The sequence below is a fragment of the Aquipseudomonas guryensis genome (genome assembly GCF_014164785.1).
GTDB lineage: Bacteria > Pseudomonadota > Gammaproteobacteria > Pseudomonadales > Pseudomonadaceae > Aquipseudomonas > Aquipseudomonas guryensis.
Map to the genome: position 1 here is coordinate 508,953 of NZ_JACJFN010000002.1, position 23,078 is coordinate 532,030.

Genomic DNA, 23,078 nt, shown 5'->3' on the forward strand with positions numbered 1-23,078 from the left:
TTTACTCAGCGGCCATAGATATCCAGCAATGCCTGGTCGAGCACCGCCGAGGCGCCCCAGGGGCGAGGATCATTGAGAATTGCCACCACGGCCCAGGTGGTGCCCTTGGCGTCGCGGGTATAGCCGGCGATGGCCCTTACGTTGTTCAGGGTGCCGGTCTTGATATGCGCCAGACCTTCCATGCCGGTACGGCGCAGGCGTTTGCGCATGGTGCCATCCATGCCGACCAGGGGCATCGAGGCAATGAACTCGGCGGCATAGGGGCTCTGCCAGGCTGCTTGCAGCATGGCGGCCATCTCCCTCGCGCTGACCCGTTCGGCGCGTGACAGGCCGGAGCCGTTCTCGATCACCAGATGGGGCGCGGTAATGCCCTTGCGTGCCAGCCAGTTGCGGATCACCCGCTGGGCGGCCTTGGCATCGTCGGTGTCGACGCGATCACGAAACTTCGCGCCCAGGCTGAGGAACAGCTGCTGGGCCATGGTGTTATTACTGTACTTGTTGATGTCGCGGATGATCTCCACCAGATCCGGCGAATAGGCGCGGGCCAGCAGGCGAGCACTCTTCGGCACATTGGCGACCTGGTCCTTGCCGAGGATGCTGCCGCCCAGTTCCTGCCAGATCGCCCGCACGGCGCCGGCGGCGTAGGCAGGGTGATCGAGCAGTGCCAGGTAGCTCTGCGCGCTGCAGCCTTCGGCCAGCTTGCCACTGACGATCAGAGTGGTGCCGTCGTACTGGGTCACCGGGTTGAAGCGCACATCCGGCCAGCCCGGGCACTTGCTGGCCGGCAAGGCCTTGACCTTGTTGTCGATGCGCACGTTGGTCAGCGGCGGCTCCATCATCACGCTGACCTGGCCGCCGGAGGTGCGGGTGATCAGGCGCACGGCCTTGAGGTTGACCAACAGGGAGTCAGGGCCGACCAGGAAGGGCTTGTTCTTGTCGCCACCGTCGTCGTTGAAGCTGGGCAGTTGCGGGGGGACAAAGTGGCTGCGGTCGAGGATCAGGTCACCGGTGACCTGTTGCACGCCATTGGCGCGCAGGTCGCGCATCAGCAACCAGAGTTTTTCCATGTTCAGCTTGGGGTCACCGCCACCCTTGAGGTAGAGATTGCCGTTGAGCACACCGCCTTTCAGCGGGCCGTCGGTGTAGAACTCGGTCTGCCACTGGTGGGTGGGGCCGAGCAGTTCCAGGGCGGCGTAGGTGGTGACCAGTTTCATGGTCGAGGCCGGATTCACCGAGACATCGGCGTTGTAGACGATGCTGGTACCGGGGCCGTTGAGTGGAATGGCCACCAGCGACAGGCTGTTGCCGCCCAGCTTGTTGGCTTTCATGGCCTTTTGCACCTTGGGCGGCAGCGCCGTGCTGGTGGCGGCGAAGGTGGGCAGGGCGAGTGGCAGCAGAGCGCTGACGAGAAGCAGGGAACGCAGTGATTTGATCATTTGGCAGGCCCGGAAGACTGGGGCAGAAAATTGCGCAGGGCCTTTAGTCAGGCCGCTGCAGGTAATCTGAGAATGGCGCGCATTATGCCCCAAGGTGGCGCGCCGTGGCTTCTGCACTAAGGTGAAACTGACCGCCTGTTGTGGTTTTTTCTGGCTTTGCGTCGGTTAGGTAGGCGGTAATGGCGCCAAGCTGCTAGAGTGCCGCCGGATATTTCTATGAGTGTTGAGGAGTTTTACATGGCCACTAACCGTTCCCGTCGTCTGCGCAAGAAACTCTGCGTCGATGAATTCCAGGAGCTGGGCTGCGAGCTGACCCTGAGCTTCCGCGACGGCCTGTCCGACGCCGAGATGGACAGCTTCGTCGAAGCCTTCCTGGGTGATGCCGTCGAAAGCAACGGCCTGGGTTATGTCGGTGGCGATGACTACGGTTTCGTCTGCCTGGCCGAGCGTGGTTCGGTCAGCGCCGAGCAGCGTGACAAGCTGGAAGCGTGGCTGAAAAGCCGTAGCGAGCTGACCGGCTTCACCCTGAGCCCGCTGATGGACGTGTGGTACCCGGAAAACGCGGTCAACCCGGCCTGATTTTCCTGCTCGGCGGGGTGACCTGCCAGCCAACAAAAAGCCCGACTCAGGTCGGGCTTTTTGTTGCGCGGGATTTGCCTGGAATGCGTTACGCACTCGTAGCCCGGATGTAATTCGGGAAACAGGCAGATTCGCTCCCGGATTGCATCCGGCTACAACGCTGGAAGCCAATGCCAAGGCTTGGGGAGAGGGTGGCAGGGCCAATGCCCTCTCCCCCAGCCCCTCTCCCACAAGTGGGAGAGGGGAGTTTCCGAGGCCGAAAACAGGTTCTCATAGCCTGTTTACGATCTTTTGAGCTAGAGCCAGGCAAGGCGAAATTGGGCGAGGGCGCGGAGTTTACAAGTCGTAAATGAGCAGCCCGAGCCCAATTCCAACGCAGCATGGCCGACGATCAAGAGATCGTAGGCAGGCTCTCATGCTAGGCCCGCCTTGGCCAGGATCGCCGCGACATCCACCTGATCGATCTGCTCCGGGCGCAGGTAGCGCTCGGCGTAGCTCTGGTAGATGCCGGCGCTGACGAACAGGCCAAACAGCTCCGGGTCGACATGGGCGCCACGGCACATGCCGGCCATGATGGTGAGTGAGTCGGTCAGGGTCTTGCCCTTCTTGTAGGGGCGATCCACCGCTGTCAGTGCCTCGAAGATGTCGGCGATGGCCATCATCCGGGCTGGCAGGCTCATGTCCTCGCGCTTCAGGCGCTTCGGATAGCCGGTACCGTCCATCTTCTCGTGGTGGCCACCGGCGATCTCGGTGACGTTGGCCAGGTGCTTGGGGAAGGGCAGGTAACTGAGCATGCGGATGGTCTGCACCATGTGCCCGTTGATGATGAAACGTTCTTCGTTGGTCAGGGTGCCGCGGGCAATGCCGAGGTTGTAGAGCTCGCCGCGGTTGTGTTTGTACTGCGGTACGTCGAGCTTGAAGCCCCAGGGGTTGTCGTCGGCGATCAGCTCGCTGGCCGGGCGCTCCAGCAGGTGTTCGGCCTTGTCGCTGAGCAGCGGCTCCTGCACCGGCAGGCTCGGTGCCGGGGTGCGTGCCTGGCGCTGGTTCTCTTCCCAGGACACACCGAGGCGATCATCCAGGGTGCGGGTCCAGGTGCGTGCGCCGATGCTGCGCAGACGCTCCAGGTCGGCATCGGCCATGGCTTCGCCGCCCAGGTTGCAGCGGGCGATAAAGGCGAACTCGTCATCCAGTGCGGCGAGGGTGGCATCGCGCAAGCTGCTCAGCTGCGGCTCGTCAGCGCCCTTGGCCAGCCCCTCCCAGTAGGCAATCCAAGCATCGCGCTTGAGCACTTCGAAGCGCATGCGTACTTCGTGGATGCGGTCGTATATGGTTTCCAGCTTGGTAGCCTTGTCGACCACGTACTCGGGCACGGTGACCTTGCCGCAGTCGTGTAGCCAGGCGGCGATGTGCAGGGCCTCCCATTCCTCGTCGTCGGGTTGATAGTGGCGGAACGGCTCCGCCTCGCTCTCGGCGGCGGCGCGGGCGAGCATCAGGGTCAGCTCTGGCACGCGCTGGCAGTGGCCGCCGGTGTAGGGGCTCTTGGCGTCGATGGCGCCGGCGATCAGCTGGATAAAGGCGTCGAGCAGTTTCTTCTGCTGATCGAGCAGGCGCTGGCTCTCGATGCATAGCGCCGCCACTCCGGATACCGCCTCGACGTAGGCAATGCGTTCCGGGCGCAGCATGGCCAGCTCGGCCTCATCGCCGGTATCGCGGTGCAGCAGCATCAGCACGCCAACCGTTTCACCCTGGCGATTGTGCAGGCCGGTGCAGACCAGGTGCACGCGCGGGCTGTCGAGGCTATGCAACAGGCTCTGGAAGCCACCGGCCTGGTCGAAGCCGATTGATGCGACCCTGCTGTCGCCGCCCTGGGCCGGCTGCTCCAGCCAGTCCGGTATGGATTGATCGCCCTGATCGAAAGCGGGGATGCGATGTTCCTCGACGTTGTGCTGCTCGCCGCCGAGGAACAGGCCATGGGGCTCCAGGCGGCCGCTGTTGCTGTCGCGCAGGTAGAGCAGGCCGCCGCTGGCTTCGCTGAGGTCGACGGTTTCCCGCAGTACCCGGCGCAACAGGGCGTCGAAGCGGGTTTCTGCGGAAAGGCTGGCGGTGATGTCGAGGAAGCTGGAGATAGTGTCCTTCATCTTGGCCATGGCCACGGCCAACTGATCGACTTCCAGCACCGGCGAGCGGCCGCTGGCCGGGTAGTCGAAATTGAAGCTGCGGATCGCTTCGGCCTCCAGCACCAGGGCGCGCAGTGGGCGCACCAGAATGCGCGACATCAGCCAGCCGAGGGGAATGCACAGCAGCAGGATGGCCAGGGTGAGCATCGCGCCCTGCCAGCGGATGCGGTAGGCCTCGGCCAGCAGCTCATCTTCCGGCGCCAGCAGGGCCAGGCGCAGGCCGTTGGGGCCACCTTCGGCGAGCTGGGTGTAGGACACCTGCCAGCGCCGCTTGGCCAGTTGCATGGCGCCTTGCTTGTCCTGTTGCAGGCCACGGGCAAACAGTTCACCGAGTGCCGGGCTGAGCTGCTCCACTTGGTTCAGGTGAGTGGTGCCATTCTGAACAATCAGCCGGTTGATATCGGGATAGGCCACCGCGGCGCCATCCGGACGGTACAGCACCACCTCGGTTGAGGGCGTGACCTTGTGTTTGGCCAGGGTCTCGGAGAGGTCGGCGAGGGTCAGGTCGGCCGCCAGTACGGTCTTGTTGCGGCTCAGGCGGGCCAGGGTGGTGCCGACCACGCCGGTGGAGAAGAATAAGTAGGGCTCGGTGGTGATCTGCGCGCCATCGGCCACCGCGCTGTTGTACCAGGGGCGGGTGCGCGGGTCGAAGGTCTCCTTGAGGTTCTGCCGGCGACTGATCCATTGCAGATCCGCATCGAAATACTGCGACTCGGAAATCGGTCGGGCATCGCCGCTGCGGTCGATGGTCCAGACCTGATAGGCAGCGTTGGCTGGGGCGTCGAAGCGCTGTTTGAGCGCAGCGCTGCGCAGCGGGCGAACCATGAAGAAGTCGCCATCTTCGTAGCCGAGGTACAGCGAAGCGAGTTTCGGATTGTCGCGCAGGGCCTGGGCGAAGGCAGGCAGCAGATCCATGCGCTGGTAGGCATCGCTGGCCTGATTCTGCTCGCTGAGCACCAGCAGGCTGAGCAGGTGACGAATTGGCTGGTAGGTGTAGCGTAGGTCGGATTCGACCTCCTGGCGGATCTGCTCGAACAGCTGATTGCTACTGGAGAGGATAATCTGGCTGGTCTGGCGGTAGTTGAAAAAGCCCAGCACTACCCCCGTGCTGACCAGCAGCAGGGTGAACAGCACGCCGATATGCACGTGAAGAGGGAAACGTCGCTTTTGGCTTTGACTGGGTGCCCGCATGTTGCCTTCACTCCGTCGACTGCATGTTGATCTGGGCAAAGCATAGTGAAGCCTTGCCCTGGCTGTCGTGGGCGCGGCTCACTAGGTACAAATTTTCAGCTTGGTGCCACTACCTGGCGGCGCAGCAGGTGCTGCTCGAGTCCATAGACCAACAGGGCCACCAACAGCGCCAGGGTCACGCCGATCAGGCTGTTGAACAGGCGCATCTGCGCCAATTGCCAGTCCGTGGATAGGCTTTCGGCCAGCAGCACGAAGCTTAGCGTCACCTGCAGCACGAACAGGCTGTAGCTGTGAGCCTGCAGGGTGCGGCTGAGCACGATCAGCGGCAGCAGGGTGGCGACCATCAGTGGCGGGCTTTGCAGGCTATAGCCGAGGTAGATCAGCAGGGCAGCGGCGGCCAGGCTGGCCAGGCTGGACTGCAGGGCGCGCACCAGGCTGCCTTTGAACTCCAGTTGCAAGGTGCCGATCAGCGCCAGGGTCAGCCAGTAGCCACGGGGCAGGTCGGCCAGGTTGACGATCAGCCCGGCTGCGCCACAGGCTAGGGTGCAGCGCAGGGCGTGCAGGCGCCAGCGCTGCTCCGGCAGGCGTTTGGCATAGCGCCTGAGTACGCGGAATAGGCTGACGAAGCGCGGCATGTACGGCCACATGCGCAGGCCATGCAGGCCGCGCAGGCCGAAGGCGAGCAGGGCGACCCAGAGACCGCCGAGGATGAACAGGGCGGCGACCGCATCAGCATTCTTCAGGTTGAGGATGCCGAACTGGCCTTGGCCCAGGCACAGGCACACGGCCAGCGAGATGCCCAGCTTGCCGGCTTCGCTGCCGAAGCGTTGCAACCAGGCGAGGATGAAGCCGTAGAGGGCGAACAGGACAAAGCTTAGTACCGGCTCGGTCGCCGACCAGAAGCCCAGCCCGGCGCTGAGAGCGCCAAGCAAGGTCAGCAGCAACAGGCGAAACATGCCGAAGCGGTGCAGCGGGTTGGCTTGGGCGGCCAGGAAGGCGCCGACCGAGGCCCAGAGAAAACCCGGATGGCCGCTGAGCAGGCCAAGCAGCAGTGGCAGGGCACAGCCCAGCCCGGCAATGATGCCCGGCCCCCATTCCGGTGGCCCGGAATGCCAGGCCAGCATGCGCTGTTGCGGTTTCTTCATGGTCTCGTCATACCGGGCTGGAACGCCCGGTCATCTCCCGGGCCATTTCCGTAGCGTAGCTGTCAGTCATGCCGGCGATGAAGTCGATCATGCGCAGGAAGGCCCGATGCAGCGGCCAGCTCGGATCCGGCGCGTTATGCCCGAGCAGGTCGAGAATGCGCTGGTTCTTGAACGACAGGCTGCCGCCACCATGCTGTTCGAGGGCCGCGCCGCAGAACGCGTTGAGGAGGATTTCCAGGGTGGTGTAGGCGCCGATCTCATGCAGGGTCTTGCGCTTGTCCTGGAATATCTTCTCCCGCGCGAGGGCTTTGGCCTGTTGCACGCAGCGCTTGGCCGGGCCGTGCATGTGTTCGACCAGGTCGCCCGGCAGGTCGCCGCGCAGCAGCGCCGGTTGCTGGGCGACAAAGGCGTGGGCGGCTGCATTGGTCAGGTGTTCGATGGCCTTGCCGCGCAGGATCGCCAGCTTGCGTCGGCGCGAGTCGCGTGGGCCGAGCAGGCGGTAGGTTTCCGGCAGGTCGTCGCCGACCAGATCGAGCAGCAGGGCTTCGACTTCCGGGTAGTCGAGCAGCTCCATTTCCAGGCCGTCTTCCAGGTCGATCAGGCCGTAGCAGATGTCGTCGGCCGCCTCCATCAGGTACACCAGCGGGTGGCGCGCCCAGCGTTGATCCTCAATCTGTGGCAGGCCCAGCTTGCTGGCGATCTGTTCGAGCAGTGGCAGCTCGCTCTGGTAGCAGCCGAACTTGTGCTTCTTGTAGCCCAGGGCCTCGGCGTGGCGGGCGGTCCAGGGGTACTTCAGGTAGGTGCCGAGGGTCGCGTAGGTCAGCCGGGTACCGCCGTCGAACTGGTGGTACTCCAGCTGGGTGAGTACGCGAAAGCCCTGGGCGTTGCCCTCGAAGTTGAGGAAATCGCCGCGCTCGGCCTCGCTCATGGCATCCAGCCAGCCGCGCCCGGCGGCCTGCTGGAACCAGTGGCGGATGGCATCCTCGCCGGAGTGGCCGAACGGTGGATTGCCGATGTCGTGGGCCAGGCAGGCGGACTGCACGACCACGCCGAGATCGACCGGGTCGCACCAGTCCGGCAGTTCGTCGCGGATCATCTCGCCGACGCGCATGCCCAGCGAGCGGCCGACGCAGCTGACTTCCAGCGAGTGGGTCAGGCGGGTGTGGATATGGTCGTTGCTGGAGACCGGGTGCACCTGGGTCTTGCGCCCCAGGCGGCGGAAGGCGCCGGAGAAGATGATGCGGTCGTGGTCTTTGTGGAACGGGCTGCGGCCCAGCTCGTCCGGGCTGTGTACCGGTTTGCCGAGCCGTTCGCGGGTGAGCAGTGTTTGCCAGTCCAAGGGCTGTCCTCGCCGGTGGGGTGAGGGCTAGCTTCGTTGTTCAGGGGGACGTCTGCAAGTAGCGGGCCTGTACTAGAGGCCTTTTTCCACTACTGTCGGGCGGGCGACGGGCGGTATTGAAACGACCGTATGAAGATTGTGGGCTGAATGCTATGGTCGAAAAACTACCAATAAAACCAATAACAAGAGATATCCGTCGTGACTCCAGGCACTGCCTTGCCCGAGGATTCGCACAAGCAATTGCGCATCCGTCGCTTGCTGATGAGCGTCGCCATGTATGTCCTGAGTGCCGTGCCACAGGGCGTTTCCCTCTATAACGGCATTTCTCCGGCCTGGGTCATGTACACCTGGGCTGCTTACGCGGTGGTCTTCAACCTGGGCTTCTACCTGGCGATCCGCAGCAATTTCAGCCTGCGCTTCAGGGACCCCAGCATGACCATGGCGCAAATGGTCGCGGCGATTATCCTGGTGCTGTTCACCCAGCTGTATGCTGGCGAAGCGCGTGGTGCCTATCTGGTAGTGCTGCTGATCATCATGGTGTTTGGTTGCTTCAAGCTGCATACCCGCCAACTGCTGATTCTCAGCCTGCTGACCATCCTCGCCTATGCCCTGACGATGCCTCTGGTTCGCGAGATCGAAGGAGAACGCTTCAATCTGGCGGTGGAGGTCATCCTCTGGTGCAGCTTTTCCGCCTTCCTGCCGTTCATCTCCATTCTCGGTGGCAGTATCAGTGACCTGCGCAAGAAGTTGATGGCCAGCAATGCCCAGCTGCAGGAAGTGCTGCAGCAGGTGACCGAGCTGGCCACTCATGACGAGCTGACCGGCGTGTATAACCGCCGTTACCTGCTGGAAATGCTCGGTCACGAGAAAAACCGCACCGACCGTGGCGGCGGTGGCTTTTGCGTGTGCCTGTTCGACCTCGACCACTTCAAGCGGGTCAACGACAACTATGGCCATGCGGCTGGCGATACGGTGCTGAAGACTTTTGCCGCGACCGTCGAGCCTTTGCTGCGTAGTACCGACTTCCTGGCTCGCTATGGCGGCGAAGAGTTCCTGCTGTTCCTGCCACAGACCTCGCTGGAGATGGCCCAGCACTGCATCAAACGCATCCAGGAGGCCTTGGCCACTACCAGCTTCGAGGGGCTACCGCCAGGTTTCCGGGTTACCGCGTCGATCGGTGTGGCGCAGTACTACCTGCAGGAAGGTATTCCCAGCCTGATCGAACGATCTGACAAGGCGCTGTACCGGGCCAAGCAGAATGGCCGCAATCGTATGGAACTGGCGCCTTTCGCCCGGCCGATTCTGATCTAGCAACAACTTGTCAGGGCTGTGGCGCGGCGGGCACGACGCAGGAAGCTCACAGACCGGCCGCGTCGATATCCAGCAACAGCAATCGGCGGCCGTTGTCGATGAATTGCCCAGCCGTCAGGCAGTACTGATTGGTGCTGGCGTCGCGATAGGTGTTGGAAACGGTCATGCGTCGCTCATCCCAGCCCTCGGCCAGCAGTTGGTAGAAGTACGGTCGCCATGACCAGTTATGCCCCAGGTAGCGCGAATCCTCATGCCAGCGGCCCAGGCTCCAATGTAGGTTAGGGCTGATCTGGGTGCCGTGGCGGTCGCATTGGTAGATGCGCAATAACCAGGGGTAGTCGCTCGGGTTGAGCAGGTTGGCGAGCTCGCCACCCCGTTCTGCCCAGCCACGCAGCAGGCTCATCAGCTCTGTCAGTTGCTGGCGCAGGGTCATCAGGCGCGCCCGTTCGGCGAGCTTGTGTTGCACGTATTGGTCGCGCAGGGTGGCAAAGCGGGCGACGAAGGCGTCGGCTGCGGGGAACTGCAGTTCAGGTTTGGCGAACAGGTAACCCTGTACATAGCGTGCCCCGCACTCCAGAGCAAAATCCAGTTCGGCTTCGGTTTCCACACCCTCGGCGATGATCCAGCAGCCGGTCTTCTCTGCCATCTGCGCCAGCGCTTTGACCACTTCACCACTGGGCCCGCCGCGGGCGGCTTCCTGGAACAGGCGCATGTCCAGCTTGAGGATGTCTGGTTGCAGCGCCAATACCCGATCGAGCTGCGAATAGCCGGCGCCGAAATCGTCGATGGCTATGCGTGCGCCGGCTTCGCGGTAGCGGGCTACGACGTCTTGCAGCTTCTGGTTGCCGCCGCCCAGTTCGGTGATTTCAAAGACCACCCGCTCCGGTGCCACGCCGTACTTTTCCAGCTGTTTGAGGCTGGGTAGTGATTGGTTGGGGCGCAGCCGGCTGATCCAGCGCGGCGAGATGTTGATGCTGAGAAACCAGTCCTCGGGCACTTCGGGCAGGCGTGAAAGGGCGTCATCACGAATCTGTCGATCGAGGCGTCGCAGCGCACTGGGAGACATTTTCGGGTCGACGAACAAGGGACCGACCGAGAGCAGGCGCCCATCGGCCTGGCGCAGGCGGCCCAGCGCCTCGACACCGGCGATGCGGCCTGTGGCGGTATCAATGAACGGCTGGAAGGAGGCGAGCGGTTGCCCGTCGATCACGGTGTATTCCTTGGTAAGTGGTGCAGGGCGCACGTGGCGGGCGGTATGCGGACGTGCAGCTAAAGCAAGATTGTGGCCAGTTGTTCAGGTGGCCAGCTTTTCACGGATGGCAGGGAAAGATGCGCACTTGTCTTGCTAGGTGCCACAGTGTTTGCGGCTGGCTGTTGGCTCGGGATGTTATTCGCGCACTGCGCTGGTGCCAGTAACGCCGGCGGGCTGTCGTTGCAGGATGACTGGCGAGTCTTGGATAGCGCGACTGGTATAGCTATTGCATTTGCTTGGTGCGAAAAGCTGTTGCGGTGCTCTTTTAATGTGCGTTTCCGGCTAAGGATGGAGCGCGCGGAATACACCTCAACTCAATGATAACTATAGAAAAACGCTAAAAAATTGTTTGTTCTGCCAATACACGCTGCGTCATTTGAGGTCTCTTTAGGGAGCTTATCTGGTGCGGTGTGGCATCAGGATGGTGCGATTGTTGGTGGCGATGAACTGCTTTGGTGCTTTTCCAGAACGCTGGAGTTTTCGTTGCGATGGAAAACCTCAACAGTGCCGTGGAAACCCTGATCCACGGCTCCAACACCTTGTTCATCCTGCTGGGCGCGATCATGGTGCTGGCCATGCATGCGGGCTTTGCTTTCCTTGAAGTGGGCACGGTGCGCCACAAGAACCAGGTCAACGCGCTGTCGAAGATCATTTCCGACTTCGCCGTCTCGGCCCTGGCGTACTTCTTCATCGGCTACTGGGTGGCCTATGGCGTCACCTTCCTCGAACCTGCGTCGGTGCTGACCGCCGGCAGCGGCTACGGGCTGGTCAAGTTCTTCTTCCTGCTGACCTTTGCCGCAGCGATTCCGGCGATCATCTCCGGTGGTATCGCCGAGCGTGCCAAGTTCGGCCCGCAGATCTGCGCCACGGTGCTGATCGTGGCCTTTGTCTATCCCTTCTACGAGGGGCTGATCTGGAACGGCAATTTCGGTTTCCAGGCCTGGTTGACCGAGCAGTTTGGCGCCGCTTTCCATGACTTTGCCGGTTCGGTGGTGGTACATGCGGTCGGTGGCTGGCTGGCCTTCGGCGCGGTAATCCTGCTCGGGCGCCGTGATGGCCGCTATCGCGAGGGCCGCCTGGTTGCATTCGCGCCGTCGAACATCCCGTTCCTGGCCCTGGGTTCGTGGATCCTGATCATCGGCTGGTTCGGCTTCAACGTGATGAGCGCGCAGACCCTGGGCAGCATCAGTGGCCTGGTCGCAGTGAACTCGCTGATGGCGATGGTTGGCGGTACCGTGGCGGCCCTGCTGATCGGTCGCAATGACCCGGGCTTCCTGCACAACGGCCCGCTGGCTGGCCTGGTGGCGGTCTGCGCCGGCTCCGACCTGATGCATCCGGTCGGCGCATTGGCCACCGGCGCGATTGCCGGAGCCCTGTTCGTCTGGGCGTTCACCGCGACCCAGGTGAAGTGGAAAATCGACGATGTGCTCGGCGTTTGGCCGCTGCATGGCCTGTGCGGTGTATGGGGCGGGATTGCCTGCGGCATCTTCGGCCAGCAGGCGCTGGGCGGCCTGGGTGGCGTCAGCATGATCAGCCAGCTGCTGGGTACGGCTCTGGGGGTGCTGGTGGCGCTGGTAGGTGGCTTCCTGATCTACGGGGCCTTGCGCCTGGTAGTGGGCATTCGCCTGAGTCAGGAGCAGGAGTACTACGGTGCCGACCTGTCGATCCACAAGATTGGTGCCACGACCCAGGACTGAGACCGGCTCTATATAAAGAAGCCCGCCAATTGGCGGGCTTTTTCATGGGCTCCCGGGTTCTACCAGAGCGGCAGCACGTAGCTGAGGATCAGGCGATTCTCGTCGAGGTCGTTGCCGAAGTTGGAGCGGGTCGTAGCGTTGCGCCATTTAATGCCGACGTTCTTCAGCGGCCCGTCCTGGATTACGTAGGCGATGTCGGTGTTGCGCTCCCATTCCTTCCCCTCGGAGAGGCCGGCACCGCGGTCGACGTTGTCACCGTTGAGGTAGCGGGTCATGAAGGTCAGTCCGGGGACGCCGAGGCCGGCAAAGTTGTAGTCGTAGCGCGCTTGCCAGGACTTTTCGTCCTTGAAGGCGAAGTCGCCGATCTGCACATAGTTGACCAAGAACGGATCGGTACCGCCGATGTAGGCGTAGCCGGTGTCGCCGCTCATTTTCTGGTAGCCCAGGCCGAAGCTGTGGAAGCCCAAGGCGTAGGTGAACATCGCGCCGAAGGCCTTGTTGTCGACGTTGCTGCTGCCGTCGTCCGTGGAGCGGGCGAAGCGCAGGTCACTCTTCAGGCTCTGCTTGTCAGTCAGTGGCAGCAGGTGGGTGGCGTTGACGATGTGCTGCTTATAGAGGTTGTCCAGGGCGCCGTAGTTGTAGGCAGTGGTTAGCTGATCATTCCACTTGTAGCTCAGGCCGGCGAAGTTGAACTCGTCGCTGGTGACGCCGCTGATACCGGTAAAGCCGCGGCCGGTGCCGCTTGTCAGAGTCATCACTTCATGGTCGGAGGAGTCGCGCTGGTTGACCCGGCTCAACTGGCCGCCATCGAAGGTCAGGCCATCGATCTCCATGGAGTTCAGCCAGCCCCCCTGGAAGCTCTGCGGCAGCAGGCGCGAGTCGTTTGCTTGCACGGTTGGCAGCTTGGGCATCAGGGTGCCGGCCTTGAGCGTGCTCTTCGATACGCGGATCTTTGCTGTCGCGCCGAGGTCGCCATAGCTGTCCTGGGCCTGGCCGTTATCGCGATCCAGTTGCAGCAGCCCGGTGCCGCTGGTGCCCTGGCCGGAGTCGAGTTGCAGACCCAGTGTGCCGATGGCGTCGACCCCAAAGCCGACAGTGCCTTCGGTGAAGCCGGACTCGTAGCGCAGGAGGAAGCCCTGGGCCCATTCCTCTGCCTTGGAGTGGCCGTTGCTGGCATTGCCGCCTTCCTGGCGGAAGTCGCGATTCATGTAGAAGTTGCGCAGTTCCAGGCTGGCCTTGCTGTCGTCGATGAAGGCGGCCTGGGCCAGGCCTGGCAGGGTGAGGCTGGTGCCCAGGGTGGCGAGGGCCACGACGCGGGCGAGTGGGGACGTGCTCATTGTTATTGTTTCCTCGGCTGGTGGTGGCAGGGCGGATGACCGTCCTGTTGCAGCGAGGCGACTAAAACATTTCGTAACGTTGGCGACCTTTAGACCTTGGTCGGGTCACTCCACCCACTGCGGGTAGTAACCGAGCTTGCGCTGCACGGCTTCATCGTGGGCGGGGATCACCTGCAGCTTGGGTTCGCGCTGCAGCAACTGATGGACTTTCTCCAGTTGCGCGCGGGTGCCCTCGCGATCGTTATCGACCATGTGGCGGCTGATCCAGAACTTCTCCCGGGGGCCGGTGAAGCCTTCCAGGCGCCAGCTGGCATCGCCGGTGAAAAAGAAGCGGCGGTCGTCATCCAAAGTGAGGAACAGGCCGACCGAGCCGGGGGTGTGGCCGGTCAGCGGCACCAGCACCAGGCTGCCGTCACCGAACAGGTCGTGGCTCTGCTCGAAGCCCATGAACGGATGGGCGGCGAAGGTGAAGGGCACCCACTTGATCGGATGCTTGAACTGGCTGGGTAATACGGCCGGCGGGGTGGAAATCTGGCTGAACTCGATTTCCTCGTAAGGTGCCCAGACCGGCACTTCCGGGAAGTCGACCAGGCCGGAGGCATGGTCCCAGTGAGTGTGGGTGAGCAGGATGCGGTCGATGCGGATGCCGTCACGCTCGAGCTGGTCGCGGACGGGGGTGACCGCGCCGTATTGCAGCAGGGGTTTGTCCCACCAGGGCATTTCCGCATCGAATTGCTGGTCGACCTGGCGGCCGAGCGACGTATCGAGTAGCAGGGTGGCGGCGTGATGCTCGATCAGCACGGCCACATGGTTGGCAATCACCTTCTCGCCCCAGGCACCGTCCTCGATGGTGAAGGCATCGCGGGTTTCGGTTTCGGCGGTCTTGACCAGCGCGAAGCGCAGGCCCGCGGCAGGGGTGGGCAGGCTGATGAGGCTGAGACTGCTGAGCAGGAGAATGGCCAGGGCACGCATGCTGGGTTCCTTGTGCTGGACGATCTTGGATGGGCGGCGGGTGAGTGCTTGTGCTGGATAATAGATAGACAGGTCTGTATATTCCAGCATTATCTTTTTGCCCTCAGAGGAACTGCGCTTGGCATCGAGCAAACGCGAGCAGCTGATCACTACTGCCCAGGAACTGTTCTATCGGGTGGGCTATCACGCCACCGGCATTGATCGCATCCTGGCCGAGTCCGGGGTGGCGAAGATGACCCTGTACAAGCACTTCCGCTCCAAGGATGAGCTGATCCTGGCAGTGCTGGATCAGCGCCAACAGGTGATGCTTGAGCAGTTGCAGGCGCTGCGCCTCAACCTGCCGCCGCGTGAAGCGCTACTGGCGACCTTCGATGGTTTGCACGCCTGGATTCATCAGGAGGGTTTCTGCGGCTGCAGCTTCATCAATGCGGCGGCCGAGTTCCAGGCGCGGGAACATCCCATTCACCGCCAGGCGGCGCAGGTCAAGGCGGAAGTCGCCAGTCATTTCCGGCAATTGCTGCAGGCCATGACGGTTGCTCAGCCGCAGCAGCTGGCCAATCAGCTGCAGTTCCTGCTCGAAGGCGCCTTGAGCATGGCGCACCTGCAGGGGCCGGCTGATCAGGCTCGGGAGGCCAAGGCCGCTGCCGTGGCGCTGCTCGCCATTGCTGGTGTCTGACTAGTTATTGCCACCCAGCAGGCGCGACTCACCTGCCTCGATCGCCTGCAGCGGACCGGACAGCAGCACCGCATCGCCTTCCTGCAGTAGCGGGTCGCTGTCCAGCGGCAGGTTGTTGCCATCGCGGCGTACGGCTTGGACTTCTAGTCCCAGTGCTTCCAGGGCCAGGCTCTGCAGGTGCTGGCCGCAGCCGTGGGCGCTGGTCGGCAGGTTCACCGCATGCAGCAGCACCCGCGGCTGGCCCTGGGCATCCAGCAGGTTGGCCTGGGCGCCATGGTAGAAACCGTGCAGCAGGCGATAGCGGCTGCGGCGCACTTCATCCATGTGCATCTGGACCCGGTGCTCGGCCACGCCGAGCAGGACCAGGGCGTGGGAGGCCAGCATCAGGCTCGATTCCAGCACTTCCGGCACGACTTCGGTGGCGCCCGCGGCCTGCAGTTCGGTCAGCCGACTGTCGTCACGGGTGCGTACCAGAATCGGCAAGGTGGCGCATTGCAGGCGTACCTGTTCGACTATCGCCAGGGCCGCATCGGCTTTGTCTACCGCCACCACCAGCAGGCGCGCGCGGGCGATACCGACGGCTTCGAGTAGTTCGCGACGGCGTGAGTCGCCGTAATGCACGTTCTCCTCGCCGGCGCAGGCCTCCTCGACGCGCACCGGGTCATCATCCAGGGCGATAAAAGGCAGGTGTTCGCGTTGCAGAAAGCGTGCAATCGACTGGCCGACCCGGCCATAGCCGCAGATCACCACGTGGCCGCTGAGTTCACTGCTACTGCTGGCGATTTCCTCGATCTGGCTCTGCCGGGTGGTGCCGGCGTGCAGGCGCTTGGCCAGCAACGGGGCGCTGCGCATGAGCAGTGGCGTGAGTGCCATCGAGCAGAAGGCGGCGGCCAGGAGCAGGCTGCCACTGCGCTCATCCAGCATTTTTACCTGATGCATGAGGGCGACCAGGGCGAAGAAGAATTCACCAGCCTGGGCCAGGGAAAGCCCGGTGCGCCAGGCCGTTTCGCCATTCTCACCACGTAGCTTGACCAGTACGGCGATCAGCAGGCCCTTGATGGCCAGCAGGCCGAGGGTCACGCCGAGAATCGTCCAGCCATGCTCGGCGAACAGGCGCAGATCAATCAGCATGCCGACGCTGACGAAGAACAGACCGAGCAGGATGTCGCGGAACGGGCGGATATCTGCTTCGATCTGGTGGCGATAATGGCTCTCGCCGAGCAGCATGCCAGCGAGAAAGGCGCCGAGCGCCATGGACAGCCCTAGCAGATGGGTCAGCCAGGCAGTCAGCAGGACGATGACCAGGGCCAGCATGACGAAGAGTTCTGCCGAATGAGCCTCGGCGACTTCGTGGAACAACTTCGGTAGCAGCCAGCGACTGGCCAGCAACAGACCGAAGAAGAGCAGGGCAGTCTTGCCCAGGGTGAGTGGCAGGGCCCAGTACCAGAGACCGTCACTGCTACCGGCAATGGCCGGTACCAGGGTTAGCAGCAGTACCGCAACCAGGTCCTGGAACAGCAGCACGCCGATCGCGCTCTGCCCGTGGCCACTGAATATCTCGCCCAGGCTGCTCAATTCCTTGCTGACGATGGCCGTGGATGACAGCGCCAGGCCCAGCCCCAGCAGCACTGCATTGGCGGCTGACAAACCGAACAGATACAGGGTGCCGCTCAGGGCGGTGCCACACAGCAGCACCTGCGCGCTACCCAGGCCGAACACGGTATGGCGCAGAGCGAGCATGCGCGGCAGGGAGAACTCCAGCCCCAGGGTGAACAGCAGGAACACCACGCCCAGTTCGGCCAGGCGGGGCAAGTCTTGCGAGTGACTGATCCAGTTCAGTGCGGTCGGCCCGATCAGCAAGCCGACACACAGGTAGCCGAGCACCGGAGGCAGGCGCAGGCGACGAAATAGCGCGATAACCACGAGCGAGCAGGCGAGGATGATCAGCAGGTCGGCAAACAAGATACTTCTCCCTTGGTTGCCCGCGAGCATGCCCAAGCCATGGGGCGGCGTCCATGACAACCGCGGCATCTGTTGATCCAGGGCAAGCTGAACCGTCTGTCGCTGGCGGCTCAAGTTTTCTTCTGCCGGGCCGTCAACGGATTGAATGTCCTACACCGGTATACCGCCATGAATGCTCTGGCCTCGCTGTCACCCTCTTTCTCCGGCTCTTCGCCGCTGAACAACCAGTCCGGCTCGCGCTCTGCTGCCAATAATGCGCAGAACACCTTGGCCAATCGTCTTGCCGAACGCCTGGGCCTGCAGCCCGGGGCGCTGAATGGCAAGCGAGATGATTTCAGCCCGGACAAGGTGGCCGAGCGGGTCATCGGTTTCATCGATCAGCGCCTGAAAAGCGAAGCGGCTGCCGGCGCCGATCCGCAGGAGCTGCAGTCCTTGCTCGACCAGGCTCGCGAGGGCGTGGAAAAGGGCTTTGCCGAAGCGCGCAAGATTCTCGACGGTATGGGCGTGCTGCAAGGCAAGATCGCCGAGGATATCGATACGACCTACGACAAGATCCAGGATGGTTTGCAGGGGCTGCAGGATGGACTGCAAGCCCCAGCCGCCAATAGTGGCGGTGCTGTAGCGCTGGCGGGCTACAGCGAGCGTTTCGCCGCCATGGCGGAAACCTTCGATATGCAGGTGACCACCCGTGATGGTGATCGATTGAGTATTTCCATCGCCCAGGCATCCGCCAGTTGGTCGCAGACCAGTGTGGCCGCGGCGAGCGATGGCAATGGTTCTGCAGTGGTGGCCAGCAGTCAGTCCGGCAGCATGCAGATCGGCGCCTGGCAGGTGACGGTCGAGGGCGAACTGGATGCGGAAGAGCGTGCAGCCCTGGAGGATCTGTTCAGTCAGGTGCAGGACCTGTCCAGCAAGTTCTACGCCGGCGACCTTGCTGGTGCCTTCGACCGAGCCATGCAGCTGGATATGGATGGCTCGCAGTTGGCTTCGATGTCACTCAGCCTGACCCAGACCCGCGTACGCCAGGCTACCGATGCCTACAGTGCGGTGGCCGAGCAGGGCGGCCAGCCGGTCAGCGCCGTCAATGGTGCGCTGGTCGATTACGCCCAGGGCCTGCTGGATGCCCTGCGCAGCGCCAACGAGATTGCCGAGGATGCCAAGGGCACCCTGCAGCAGTTGCTCGACGGCGGCTTCAGCCTCGACGAACGCTTCGACGAGTCGCTGTTGGACAAGGCCAAGGCGCTCAATGAACGCTTGCTGGATGGCCTGCAAGGGCTTCTGCAGCCTGAGGCTGACCCCGTCGTTGCCTGATGGCGGTGTAAACTTGCAGCTCTGAGTGCAGCAAGAGACACCTGCCATGATTCCCGAATGCCAACTTTTCGGCACCCTGGGCTGCCACCTCTGTGAGGTGGCAGAAGCCGTGCTGATGCCTTTCGTCGAACACGGTCTGTTGGTCGAGCTGGTGGATATCGCCGATCGCGAAGATTGGGTCGAACACTATGGTCTGCGCATTCCGGTGTTGCGTCGCTGCGACAACGGCGCCGAGCTGGATTGGCCGTTCGAGGCGGAGCAGGTGGCGCACTTTCTGCGTTAGCGCTGCCGTGGTCACTTGTGTGCTTGATATTTAAAACGGGTGATGCGTATTTTGTACGCAGTGCACTACACACGCCCCGTGAATAACAAGGATCAGAGTCATGACCACCGACGGCCGCAGTTCGCTCCTCGAGCGCTTGACCGGCATCAACGAAGTTGAATGTGTAACCCCGGACCTGAATGGCGTGCCGCGAGGCAAGGTCATGACAGCTGAGGGTTTTCTCGAAGGGCGTCGGCTGCAGCTGGCCCGTGGCGTGCTACTGCAGTGCATCATGGGCGGTTACCCGCCGGCCCGTTTCTACGGCAGTGATGATGGCGACCTGCAGCTGAGCAGTGCGCCAGAGAGGGTGTTCCGCTTGCCCTGGAGCAATCCGCCAAGGGCCATGGCGATCTGTGATGCGGACGAGCTGGATGGGCGCAGCTCAGGCTTGTCTACACGTGGCCTGCTCAAGCGTGTTCTGGCGGCTTATGCCGAGCATGGTTGGGAGCCGGTGGTGGCGACTGAGCTGGAGTTTTTCATCTTCGACAAGCACAGCGACCCTCAGCAGCCTTTTCAGCCCCCTATAGGCCTGGATGGGCGCCGCGAGAGTGGTTGTTCGGCATTCAGTGTGTCATCTGCCAGCGGGTTGCGGCCGTTCCTCGATGAGATCTACAGCAGTATGGCGGCCTTGGGGTTGCCGCGCGATACCTTCATGCATGAAATGGGCGTCAGTCAGTTCGAGATCAATCTGCTGCATGGCGATGCCTTGCTGATCGCCGACCAGACCTTCCTGTTCAAACACCTGCTGCGTGAGGTGGGGCTCAAGCACGGCCTCAATGTGGTGTTCATGGCCAAGCCGTTGGCACATACGCCAGGCAGCTCGATGCATATCCATCAAAGCGTGGTCGAGCAGGTGGCGGGGCGGAATATCTTCACCGATGCCGCGGGGGAGGCGACACCGGCTTTCTATCACTTCATCGGTGGGCAGCAGGCTGCGTTGGCTGAATTTGCCTTGCTGTTTGCACCCAACGTGAATTCCTACCAGCGTTTTTGTCACCCCTATGCGTCACCAAACAACGCCTGCTGGTCGAATGACAACCGGGCGGCGGGCTTGCGCATTCCGGCCAGCGCACCGGCGGCGCGGCGGGTGGAAAACCGTCTGCCGGGTGCGGATGCCAACCCCTATCTGGCCTTGGCTGCGAGCCTGGCTGCCGGGCTGCATGGCCTGCGCGAGCAGGTGCAGCCGACTGCGCCGATTCAGGGGGAGTTCGAGGTGCCGGAAGGGCAGAGTCTGCCGTGTACGCTGCATGCTGCCCTGGCGCGCTTGCAAGGCAGCCAGTTGGCGCGCGAGTGGTTTGGTCAGGAGTTCATCGAAGGCTATATCGCCAGCAAGACGCTGGAGCTGAGCAGCTTCCTCGATGAGATAACCCCGTGGGAGCGTCGCGTGCTGGCGGGTCAGGTCTAGCTTTCGACTGGCGGCTCTGAGTGCGGGGCCGCTGGCAGGCTGTTGAAAAACGTTGGTGAGACAGCCAGCGCAAGGCGCTACGTTAGTAACAGCCTCCGGCTGGTCAAAACAGGCGGAACGGAGCAACGCGGAGTAACAGCCGAGGCTGGCCCGCAGGGGTGAACGTAGTGAGTCAAAAGCGCAGTTTACGAGCTGTAAATGAGCATTTGATTCGCTGCGCTCACCCCTTCGGGGCCGCGCTAAAGCGCGTTCAGCTTTCAGCTGTGAGCCTGTTTTTAACGCCGCGATGGCAACGCAGGCAGTTTTTCAACAGCCTGCTAATCGTCGCTGCGGCGGGCCTCGCGTTGCAGTTGGTAGACGAAGCGCTCGACCTGGCGCTGTTCCAGGCCGCTCATGCGGTAGAAGCGTATACCGGTAAAGCTCATGCCGGTTTTTTCATCGAAGTACAGATGGCGCAACTCTGCCGAGGTGGTCATCACGCCGAACGGCAATTGTACGCGCAGGCCTTCATAGACCTGGCCCGGTTGCAGGCGCGAGGTGATGTCGCCTTGGAAGCGCAGTTTGCAGCCAGTGGCCGAGATGTCCAGGAGCTGGCCTTTGAGGGCGGGGCTCAGCTTGCTGCCGGATAGTTCTACGCTGAGCAACTGGCCGGCGCTGAGGTGGGCGCGGAATGCATTGCGTCGCTGGTGATAGGTGATCCGCTCCGGCATATAGCCCCAGTAACAGCGGGCACCTTGCAGGTCGCCAATTTTTACCGGGTCTTCGCATTCCCAGGCAATCCGCACACCGTCGTGGAGGGCCTCAACGCGAAAGGTTTCGCCGGCAGCGAAAAACCGTTCGCCGTCATTCGGCACCAGTTCGTCGAAAGCCAGTACGCCGCGCTCGCGATTTACCTCGATCAGGTAGCTCTGAAAGCGTTGGTTGCGATCCTTGAAGGTAATGATCAGCGGGTCGTGGCTCTGTTGCAGCAGGCGCAGGTTGGCGAAGACTTCCAGGGGCGCGGTGAGCACCTTGGGAGGTTGTGGGCCATCTTCCTCGTTGAATGCATTGGACACGGTCCAAAAATCTCCAGGCACAAATTATTGCGGCAGTAGAATACTGGCATATTGCCGGTATGTCCTGCCGTACTGAATCGTTAGATCAGGCTTGGCTGAGCGGGCGCTGCTGGCCGATTCTAGCGGCCCCGCCACGACTGTCATAGAGGCCTGGTGTCTCGCCACCGCGCAAAATGCCGAGCACGCTGGTCAGCGATGCCTGATTGGCGCGAATCACGCGGCCATTACGCTGGTTGGCATCGCGGCAGCTGGATAGGAGCTGATTCAGTTCGTCGCTGCGGGCAAGCAGTGCTTCGCCATCCGGGCTGCGTGCGGCCAGAGCCTGCAGGCCAGCACGATCTGCGCTCAGCTGCTGTTCGCGCAGAAGTTTGCTGCGCGCAGCGCTGTGCTGATCCAGAAGGGTGAGCAGTGGGAGTTTGCTGGCGAGGATTTCCTGCAGGCGGGGCAGGTCGCGTTGACCCAGGGCCTGGTATTCGGCATCGATCAGCTCAAGCAGTTGCTGGGCGCTGTCGATATCCTCGGTGACAAGTTGGAGCAGATTGGTGTCGTGCATCGCTGGCTCTGGGGATTGGGCGTCCAGTCTCCCCAGCGCAGCCCTGGGACTAGCGCTGGGATTCGAAATCGAGCAGTTTGCCGGCAACCCGCTGGCTGTCGACCTGGTAGCTGCCCTCGGCAATCGCCTGCTTGAGCTTGGCCACGCGTTCTTTGTCGACGGTCGGCAGGTCGCGCAGTTTATCGCTGACCTTTTGCAACTGCTGAGCCTCGCGGCTGAGCTGTACGGACTCGCCGGTTTTCGCCGTGCTGGCCTGCTCTTCAGCAGTTGGCAGGGCAGTGGGCTGATTGTTTACGGCTTCGTTACGGCCGCTGGACTGGGTGCTACCGGTCCGCCCTGCATTGGCGGGTGTGGTGGCATTGTTCAGCCGGTTGAAGTCGATAACCATGATTCAAACCTCGGACGGTATCTGGACGCTTGCCAAGCTTGTCGGCTGGATCCGTCGAAACTTTAGGGCGCTTTAGTGTGCGTTGCTTAACAGTGTAGGAAACCCTTGGCCAATAGCGCTACAAGAATCATGCCTACATTTCTACCTCAACCTGCCCAGGCCCCACTACGCGAGCCCTGACTGTGCGTTGCGAACGCTGGTTGCGAATATTGATCTGCTCGCCAAGAACCCCATCCGAGAGGGCTTCACCAGGCATTCGTACACTGATCGTACCACTACGTGCGGTGATCACAACCTGATCACCACGGCGAATCGACTCAGCCAATTCCAGGCTCGCAGGAGTCAAAACCTGATCCGCTTGCAGTGGGCGTGTCAGTTTTTTGCCGATGGCCTGCGCTGCGTCGGTCAGATAGCCTCGGCTGAGAGGGCCGATGTCCTGCTCGATCATGCTCACGTCTGCCGGCCCCAGTACCTGATCGCGCTTGAGGGGGCGGGTGGCTACGACGATAGGACGGAACAGGCGTACCTGGGCGGGGACGAATACCGTCCAGGGTGAACTGCCTTCGCAGCTGACTCGGACGGTGACGCGGCCCACTGGTTGTACTGGGCTTTCCAAGCTCTGCGTCAAATCACTGTCGCAAGCTGCCAGGCGTAACCGCGGGTCGAGTGGATTGATACGAATCTCATAGCGCGCCTGGATTTCGCTACGCTCTAAATAGTCTTCTACCGTGAACTCAAGAAAGCCTTCGCTGGCGCCGATAAGCTCTTCAGGTAGCGTGAAAGACCCGGCCTGCAGTGAGCTGTAGCCGAGCAGGCACAAAGCAGGTAAAACTCCAGCAAGAGTGCGGCGTTTTGCCATCAGGCGTCGGGAAAGTGTCGTTATCGCGTTCATGCTGACTGCAAAGCAAGGCTCGTGCCGCCTGCTACGCTAGAGCAAGGCGTCCGGTTACATACAATAAAAGGAGTCTGG

The 23,078-nt window shown here is 62.3% G+C and carries 19 protein-coding genes; 7 read left to right on the plus strand and 12 right to left on the minus strand.

What is annotated here, in order from left to right; genetic code table 11:
• Positions 1-5 precede the first annotated feature (5 nt).
• The gene (dacB, locus tag H3H45_RS10110; RefSeq protein WP_182833597.1) at positions 6-1,436 is read right to left on the minus strand and encodes a D-alanyl-D-alanine carboxypeptidase/D-alanyl-D-alanine endopeptidase; all 1,431 of its coding nucleotides are present in this window, start codon (positions 1,434-1,436) and stop codon (positions 6-8) included.
• Between the two features lie 237 nt (positions 1,437-1,673).
• Here dacB and H3H45_RS10115 point away from each other — a divergent pair, with 237 nt between their 5' ends.
• Entirely contained in the window at positions 1,674-2,015 is a 342-nt protein-coding gene (locus H3H45_RS10115; RefSeq protein WP_182833598.1) for a YggL 50S ribosome-binding family protein, read from the plus strand.
• A 413-nt stretch (positions 2,016-2,428) separates the two neighbouring features.
• Here the strand turns inward: H3H45_RS10115 and H3H45_RS10120 are convergent, their stop codons facing one another.
• From H3H45_RS10120 to H3H45_RS10130, 3 genes are all read right to left on the minus strand, one after another.
• The gene (locus H3H45_RS10120) at positions 2,429-5,383 is read right to left on the minus strand and encodes an HD domain-containing phosphohydrolase (protein ID WP_182833599.1); all 2,955 of its coding nucleotides are present in this window, start codon (positions 5,381-5,383) and stop codon (positions 2,429-2,431) included.
• 95 nt (positions 5,384-5,478) lie between these two features.
• Entirely contained in the window at positions 5,479-6,528 is a 1,050-nt protein-coding gene (locus H3H45_RS10125; RefSeq protein WP_182833600.1) for an FUSC family protein, read from the minus strand.
• Positions 6,529-6,535: 7 nt separating this feature from the next.
• The gene (locus tag H3H45_RS10130; RefSeq protein WP_182833601.1) at positions 6,536-7,867 is read right to left on the minus strand and encodes a deoxyguanosinetriphosphate triphosphohydrolase; all 1,332 of its coding nucleotides are present in this window, start codon (positions 7,865-7,867) and stop codon (positions 6,536-6,538) included.
• Positions 7,868-8,065: 198 nt separating this feature from the next.
• Here H3H45_RS10130 and H3H45_RS20345 point away from each other — a divergent pair, with 198 nt between their 5' ends.
• A complete protein-coding gene (locus H3H45_RS20345) occupies positions 8,066-9,178 on the plus strand; it encodes a GGDEF domain-containing protein (RefSeq protein ID WP_182833602.1) in 1,113 nt (370 codons plus the stop codon).
• A gap of 46 nt (positions 9,179-9,224) precedes the next feature.
• Here H3H45_RS20345 and H3H45_RS10140 read toward each other — a convergent pair whose 3' ends face one another.
• Positions 9,225-10,388, minus strand: coding sequence for an EAL domain-containing protein (locus H3H45_RS10140; protein WP_182833603.1), 1,164 nt, complete (start codon positions 10,386-10,388; stop codon positions 9,225-9,227).
• Between the two features lie 530 nt (positions 10,389-10,918).
• Between H3H45_RS10140 and H3H45_RS10145 the strand changes: the two genes are divergently transcribed.
• On the plus strand, positions 10,919-12,127 hold the full coding sequence (locus H3H45_RS10145; protein ID WP_182833604.1) for an ammonium transporter: 1,209 nt from the start codon (positions 10,919-10,921) through the stop codon (positions 12,125-12,127).
• Positions 12,128-12,186: 59 nt separating this feature from the next.
• On the opposite strand, the gene H3H45_RS10150 is transcribed toward H3H45_RS10145, so the two are convergent.
• Positions 12,187-13,464, minus strand: a complete 1,278-nt coding sequence (locus H3H45_RS10150; protein WP_182833605.1) for an OprD family porin — start codon at positions 13,462-13,464, stop codon at positions 12,187-12,189.
• A gap of 105 nt (positions 13,465-13,569) precedes the next feature.
• Positions 13,570-14,436, minus strand: coding sequence for an MBL fold metallo-hydrolase (locus H3H45_RS10155; RefSeq protein WP_182833606.1), 867 nt, complete (start codon positions 14,434-14,436; stop codon positions 13,570-13,572).
• A 118-nt stretch (positions 14,437-14,554) separates the two neighbouring features.
• On the opposite strand from H3H45_RS10155, the gene H3H45_RS10160 reads away from it, so the two are divergent.
• Entirely contained in the window at positions 14,555-15,112 is a 558-nt protein-coding gene (locus H3H45_RS10160; RefSeq protein WP_182833607.1) for a TetR/AcrR family transcriptional regulator, read from the plus strand.
• Here the strand turns inward: H3H45_RS10160 and H3H45_RS10165 are convergent, their stop codons facing one another.
• Positions 15,113-17,074 (minus strand): monovalent cation:proton antiporter family protein, encoded by a 1,962-nt coding sequence (locus H3H45_RS10165; protein ID WP_182833608.1) that lies wholly within the window; start codon positions 17,072-17,074, stop codon positions 15,113-15,115.
• A gap of 168 nt (positions 17,075-17,242) precedes the next feature.
• Here H3H45_RS10165 and H3H45_RS10170 point away from each other — a divergent pair, with 168 nt between their 5' ends.
• The 3 genes from H3H45_RS10170 (at position 17,243) to H3H45_RS10180 (ending at position 20,112) form a co-directional block, all read left to right on the plus strand.
• Positions 17,243-18,385 carry a DUF5610 domain-containing protein gene (locus H3H45_RS10170; RefSeq protein ID WP_182833609.1) on the plus strand — a complete coding sequence of 381 codons (1,143 nt, stop codon included), beginning with the start codon at positions 17,243-17,245 and terminating at the stop codon, positions 18,383-18,385.
• 46 nt (positions 18,386-18,431) lie between these two features.
• Positions 18,432-18,668, plus strand: coding sequence for a glutaredoxin family protein (locus tag H3H45_RS10175; RefSeq protein ID WP_182833610.1), 237 nt, complete (start codon positions 18,432-18,434; stop codon positions 18,666-18,668).
• Between the two features lie 100 nt (positions 18,669-18,768).
• Complete coding sequence (locus H3H45_RS10180; protein ID WP_182833611.1) at positions 18,769-20,112, plus strand: glutamine synthetase family protein; 1,344 nt, start codon at positions 18,769-18,771, stop codon at positions 20,110-20,112.
• A 317-nt stretch (positions 20,113-20,429) separates the two neighbouring features.
• Here H3H45_RS10180 and H3H45_RS10185 read toward each other — a convergent pair whose 3' ends face one another.
• From H3H45_RS10185 to flgA, 4 genes are all read right to left on the minus strand, one after another.
• Positions 20,430-21,167, minus strand: coding sequence for a flagellar brake protein (locus tag H3H45_RS10185; protein WP_182833612.1), 738 nt, complete (start codon positions 21,165-21,167; stop codon positions 20,430-20,432).
• Between the two features lie 85 nt (positions 21,168-21,252).
• Positions 21,253-21,720 (minus strand): flagella synthesis protein FlgN, encoded by a 468-nt coding sequence (locus tag H3H45_RS10190; RefSeq protein ID WP_182833613.1) that lies wholly within the window; start codon positions 21,718-21,720, stop codon positions 21,253-21,255.
• Positions 21,721-21,769: 49 nt separating this feature from the next.
• A complete protein-coding gene (gene flgM, locus H3H45_RS10195) occupies positions 21,770-22,108 on the minus strand; it encodes a flagellar biosynthesis anti-sigma factor FlgM (protein ID WP_182833614.1) in 339 nt (112 codons plus the stop codon).
• Positions 22,109-22,241: 133 nt separating this feature from the next.
• Positions 22,242-23,000 carry a flagellar basal body P-ring formation chaperone FlgA gene (gene flgA / locus H3H45_RS10200; protein ID WP_182833615.1) on the minus strand — a complete coding sequence of 253 codons (759 nt, stop codon included), beginning with the start codon at positions 22,998-23,000 and terminating at the stop codon, positions 22,242-22,244.
• Between the last annotated feature and the right edge of the window lie 78 nt (positions 23,001-23,078).

Coding starts and splice junctions, on each gene's coding strand:
- dacB (WP_182833597.1), bottom strand. CDS start 1,436: ATGATCAAATCACTGCGTTCCCTGCTTCTCGTCAGCGCTCTGCTGCCA.
- H3H45_RS10115 (WP_182833598.1), top strand. CDS start 1,674: ATGGCCACTAACCGTTCCCGTCGTCTGCGCAAGAAACTCTGCGTCGAT.
- H3H45_RS10120 (WP_182833599.1), bottom strand. CDS start 5,383: ATGCGGGCACCCAGTCAAAGCCAAAAGCGACGTTTCCCTCTTCACGTG.
- H3H45_RS10125 (WP_182833600.1), bottom strand. CDS start 6,528: ATGAAGAAACCGCAACAGCGCATGCTGGCCTGGCATTCCGGGCCACCG.
- H3H45_RS10145 (WP_182833604.1), top strand. CDS start 10,919: ATGGAAAACCTCAACAGTGCCGTGGAAACCCTGATCCACGGCTCCAAC.
- H3H45_RS10150 (WP_182833605.1), bottom strand. CDS start 13,464: ATGAGCACGTCCCCACTCGCCCGCGTCGTGGCCCTCGCCACCCTGGGC.
- H3H45_RS10155 (WP_182833606.1), bottom strand. CDS start 14,436: ATGCGTGCCCTGGCCATTCTCCTGCTCAGCAGTCTCAGCCTCATCAGC.
- H3H45_RS10170 (WP_182833609.1), top strand. CDS start 17,243: ATGAATGCTCTGGCCTCGCTGTCACCCTCTTTCTCCGGCTCTTCGCCG.
- H3H45_RS10175 (WP_182833610.1), top strand. CDS start 18,432: ATGATTCCCGAATGCCAACTTTTCGGCACCCTGGGCTGCCACCTCTGT.
- H3H45_RS10180 (WP_182833611.1), top strand. CDS start 18,769: ATGACCACCGACGGCCGCAGTTCGCTCCTCGAGCGCTTGACCGGCATC.
- H3H45_RS10190 (WP_182833613.1), bottom strand. CDS start 21,720: ATGCACGACACCAATCTGCTCCAACTTGTCACCGAGGATATCGACAGC.
- flgM (WP_182833614.1), bottom strand. CDS start 22,108: ATGGTTATCGACTTCAACCGGCTGAACAATGCCACCACACCCGCCAAT.
- flgA (WP_182833615.1), bottom strand. CDS start 23,000: ATGAACGCGATAACGACACTTTCCCGACGCCTGATGGCAAAACGCCGC.